This window comes from Caulobacter sp. P1_B12_2, assembly GCF_056406675.1.
In genome coordinates this window covers 1-4,059 of sequence record NZ_JBFTZS010000418.1, presented here as the reverse complement: position 1 = coordinate 4,059, position 4,059 = coordinate 1, and the positions used below count along the sequence as shown (strand labels likewise).

The following is a 4,059-nucleotide window of genomic DNA, read 5'->3' as shown; positions in this document are numbered from 1 at the left end:
CTCTGGATCAGGGCGCGGCTGAGGCCATCCTTCTCCTCGAGCAGGACCTTCAGCAGATGTTCAGGACCCAGTTGCTGGTGCCCCTTGGCCAGGGCCAGACTCTGGGCCGACTGGACCGCGGACTTGGCGCGGTCGGAATAGAGATCGATCTTCATGCGGTATCCCCTCCATGGGCGGATGTGGATCGCTCGCCTCTACTGAGCACGAGCGACCTCAAGGGGTCATTTAGGTGTGGCCGATACGCCACACAAGGCTCACCACCCGCGTTGGGTAATATAGGCCTGCAACGCCGCGATCCGCGAGGCGTCCGACGGGTGGGTCGAGGCGAATTGCGGGGTGCTGGAGCCGCCCTGGGCCTGCATGTGCAGCCACAGGACCACCGCCTCGCGCGGGCGGTAGCCGGCCCGCTGCATGAAGTCGACGCCCAGGCGGTCGGCCTCCAGCTCCTGCTTGCGCGAGAACGGCAGCAGGAAGCCGTACCGGGCCGCGTCGCTTCCATAGCTGGAGATCGCCCTGGCCGCGTCGGACGACCCGGAGGCCGCGCCCAGCACGCCCAGGACCAGGCTGGAGGTCAGGTTCTGCGACTGCCGCTCGGCGGCGTGGCGGGCGACGACGTGGCCGGCCTCGTGACCAATCACGGCGGCCAGCTGGTCGTCGTTGTCGACGATCTTCAGCAGGCCCGTGGTGACCCCGACATGGCCGCCGGGCAGGACGAAGGCGTTGGGCGCCGTATCCACGAAGACGGCGTAGTCCCAGGGCCGCTGGCCCAGGCCCGCGGCGTCGACCACCCGCTGCCCCACGGCGCGCACGCGGGCGGTGGCCGCGCGATCCGCACTGACATTGCTCTTGGCCAGAGCCTGGCTCCACGCCTGCTCGCCGGCCTTGGTCAGGCTGGAGTCGTCGACGATGGTCATCTGCTGACGACCCAGCTCGGGATTGTAGGCGCAGGCCGACAGCGCCAGGGCGGCGAAGGCTAGCGGCAAAAAGCAGCGCATGGTGAAGCTCCGACGAGGTTGAGCCAGATCTAGGGCTCTCCTTTCAGCTTGTCATCCCGGACAAGCGCGTGGCGCCGATCCGGGACGACACTCAGGATCACTTCCCGTCGGCGTAGAGCTTCGTATATGGCGATATGCAGAAACGTCAGAGTGAACCACGCTATTCAGTGCCGGGAGTCTTGGCGGCAAATGATTTCCAGTTGGGGTCGTGCTTCATTTTCTCGCGAAATTCCGCGTCGCGCTGATCGCGGTCAGCTTTCGCTTTGTCGAAATACCCCCGCACACCATCCGCTGGTATGGGCGGAAGCCGCTTGTCGCTGCGCAATAAGGCGGCGGCTTTTAGAGCCTCTATGCCAAGCTCAAGGCACATCTCCTCGGCTTCCGAAATGACGTTGTGTTCGCCAAACGGTTGCTGATAGCTGATACGGATGGAGGCGTTCACATAGCTTACGCGCAGCTGAAGAACTGACGACGCCAACTTGACACCCAATGCTCGCCAATTGGTCTTATCGGGATAATCAGCCAGCTTGGGTACGTCGGAATGGTTGGGTCCGGTCCCATAATCCCACTCGCGATTTTCAGAATGAAAATGCGCGCACCTTGAGGCGTATTCCTCGAGGGTCAACGCCATCAACAGAGCCGTGACCTTGCCCTCGGATCGATGAACCCAGGCGTCGCGCACTGACACCGCGACTTGAGTTAGCGCGGCACCGGTGATCCCAGACGCCAGGATCGCGAACCAATTCGTCTCAGCCATCATCACCCCCACCATACGCCATGGTGTTTTGCTCCATCGCCGGCGCGAGCGTCAGGGGTCAAGGTTGCTGGGCATAGATCTTGACCACCTCGTAGAGGAACTGGCGGCCGCTCATCAGCGCCTTGACCTGGATGCGCTCGTTCAGGCCGTGGATGTGGTCGCCGTCCGTGCCGGCCATCAGGCCCGAGAGGCCGTAGGTCGGCACGCCGGCGGCGTTGGTGAAGCGGCCGTCGGTGGCGCCGGTCAGCATGGCGGGGATGAACGGCACGCCCGGCCAGATCTTGGCGGCGACCTTGGTGGCCGGGGCCATGATCCGCGGCGTCAGCGGCGGCGGCGGGCTGACCGGATCGGGATCGGCCGACAGAGTGATCTTGATGGCCGGGTCGGCGACGATCTGCTCCAGCTGGTCGCGGATGACCTTGGGGTCGTTGCCCGGCAGGATGCGGCAATTGACGTTGGCCTTGGCGCGCTGCGGCAGGGCGTTGGGCGCGTGGCCGGCGTCGACCATGGTGGCGACGCAGGTGGTGCGCATCATGCTGTTGCGGCCCGGGTCGCGGGCCAGGATGGCGGCGGCGGCCGCGTCGCCGGGATCCTTGACCATGGCCCGCATGGCGCCGGCCACCTCGGCGTCGGGCTCGATCTTGGCGTTCTGCTCGTAATACCCCTTGGTGGCGTCGTTCAGGGCGATCGGGAAGTCGTAGGCCCCCAGCCGCGCCAGGCCGTCCGCCAGGTGGTAGATCGCGTTGTCCTTGACCGGCCGCGACGAGTGGCCGCCCGCGTTGGTCACTTCGAGATTGTAGTCCATGTAGACCTTCTCGCCGACCTGGATGCCCAGCAGGCGAGGCTGGCCCTTCTCGTCCAGTTGGCTGTCGTCGCCCTCGTTCAGCGCGAAGTCGGCCTTCATGGCCTCGGGGTACTTCTCCAGCAGCCACGGCACGCTGTTGAACTGGCCGCCCTCCTCGCCGCAGGTCAAGGCCAGCTTGAGGTCGCGCCTGGGCTTGAAGCCCTCCTGCTTGTAGCGGACCAGGCTGTCGGTGAAGATCGCCGCCATGGCTTTGTCGTCGCTGGCGCCGCGGGCGTAGAAGAAGCCGTTCTCCTCGACCAGCTTGAACGGATCGCGCTCCCAGTCCTCGCGCTTGGCCTCGACCACGTCGATGTGGGCCATCAGCAGGATCGCGCCGGCCTTGGGGTCCTTGCCGTGCAGGGTGGCCAACAGGGCGCCGGCCTTGGGATGCTCGTCGGGGAACACCACGCGCACATCGCTGTCGGCAAAGCCCGCCGCCTTCAGCCGCGCGCCCATGGCCTGGGCGGCCGCCGTGCAGCTGCCTTCCGATGCCGTGGTGTTGATCTCGACCAGTTCCTTGTAGAGCCCGCGGAAGGCGACTTCATCCGCCGACTGAGCCTTGGCGACGCCGGTCAGGGCCAGGGCCGACAGCGCCGCCGCCGTCATGAGGATGGTCTTGGTCGTGCCGCGCATGGTCGCCCCCTAATCTGTTGAGGCGAGGCTAGGCGGGGTTTGGCGGTCAGCGCAATGGGGCCGGGCCCAAAACGACGTCATCCCCCGACGCGGTCGGGGGATGACTGAAGAACGGCCTGTTATCGAGGACGCTTACGCCTCGTCGGAGTCTGGGGCGGCGCCGCCTTCGAAGCTGCGCGGGGCGCGGCGACGCTTGGGCTTGGCCGGAGCGGCTTCGGCGTCGGCCGCCAGCACCGACGAGGTCGAGACCGGACCAGTGTCGACGGCGGCCTCGGCGCGGGTCGACTTGCGGCCCAGGAAGGCCGGGGCGTGGCTGACGTCGCCGTCCTGGCTGCGCAGCAGGGGCGAGGCCTGAGTCTCGCTGGTCAGCGGCGTGGCCTGGGGCTCGATCACGGCCATCGGATCGCGGTCGCGCGGCGCGCGGTCACGGCGCGGACGCTCGCGGCGGGCTTCGGTCGGCGCGACCTCGGCGCTTTCGACAGCGACCGGACGGTCTTCGCGAGGACGCTCGTCACGGAAACGGTCTTCGCGCGGCGCGCGCTCTTCACGCGGACGATCGTCGCGGGGACGGTCATCTCGCGGGCGGTCATCGCGGGGACGATCATCGCGAGGGCGATCGTCACGGGGGCGATCGTCACGGGGACGCTCTTCACGGGGACGGTTGTCGTCGCGCGGGCGGTCGTCGCGTTCGCGCCAGCGGTCGCGGCGGCTCTGGCCCTGACCCTGGCCTTGACCCGGCTGGCCGTCGAAACGGTCGCGGTTCTGATTGTTGTCGCGGGGGCGGTCGTCGCGTTGGCCGTCACGGGGACGGTCGTCGCGTTGCCCATCCC

General features: G+C 67.3%; 6 protein-coding genes. All 6 read right to left on the bottom strand.

Going from position 1 to position 4,059, the window contains the following annotated elements:
• The coding region (locus tag AC1DZ6_RS20535) for a Clp protease N-terminal domain-containing protein (protein WP_477098985.1) at positions 1-155 on the bottom strand (155 nt) is incomplete at its 3' end.
• A 99-nt stretch (positions 156-254) separates the two neighbouring features.
• Positions 255-995 (bottom strand): M48 family metallopeptidase, encoded by a 741-nt coding sequence (locus AC1DZ6_RS20530; RefSeq protein ID WP_477098984.1) that lies wholly within the window; start codon positions 993-995, stop codon positions 255-257.
• 160 nt (positions 996-1,155) lie between these two features.
• The gene (locus AC1DZ6_RS20525; protein WP_477098983.1) at positions 1,156-1,755 is read right to left on the bottom strand and encodes a hypothetical protein; all 600 of its coding nucleotides are present in this window, start codon (positions 1,753-1,755) and stop codon (positions 1,156-1,158) included.
• Between the two features lie 55 nt (positions 1,756-1,810).
• On the bottom strand, positions 1,811-3,229 hold the full coding sequence (locus AC1DZ6_RS20520; protein WP_477098982.1) for a M20/M25/M40 family metallo-hydrolase: 1,419 nt from the start codon (positions 3,227-3,229) through the stop codon (positions 1,811-1,813).
• A 132-nt stretch (positions 3,230-3,361) separates the two neighbouring features.
• Positions 3,362-3,622, bottom strand: a complete 261-nt coding sequence (locus AC1DZ6_RS20515; protein ID WP_477098981.1) for a hypothetical protein — start codon at positions 3,620-3,622, stop codon at positions 3,362-3,364.
• A partial coding sequence (locus tag AC1DZ6_RS20510; protein ID WP_477098980.1) for a hypothetical protein occupies positions 3,619-4,059 on the bottom strand: 441 nt, incomplete at its 5' end. The genes AC1DZ6_RS20515 and AC1DZ6_RS20510, both read right to left, overlap by 4 nt.

Bases quoted from the DNA above. Each gene is read 5' to 3' on its own strand.
- AC1DZ6_RS20530 (WP_477098984.1), bottom strand. From the start codon at position 995: ATGCGCTGCTTTTTGCCGCTAGCCTTCGCCGCCCTGGCGCTGTCGGCC.
- AC1DZ6_RS20525 (WP_477098983.1), bottom strand. From the start codon at position 1,755: ATGATGGCTGAGACGAATTGGTTCGCGATCCTGGCGTCTGGGATCACC.
- AC1DZ6_RS20520 (WP_477098982.1), bottom strand. From the start codon at position 3,229: ATGCGCGGCACGACCAAGACCATCCTCATGACGGCGGCGGCGCTGTCG.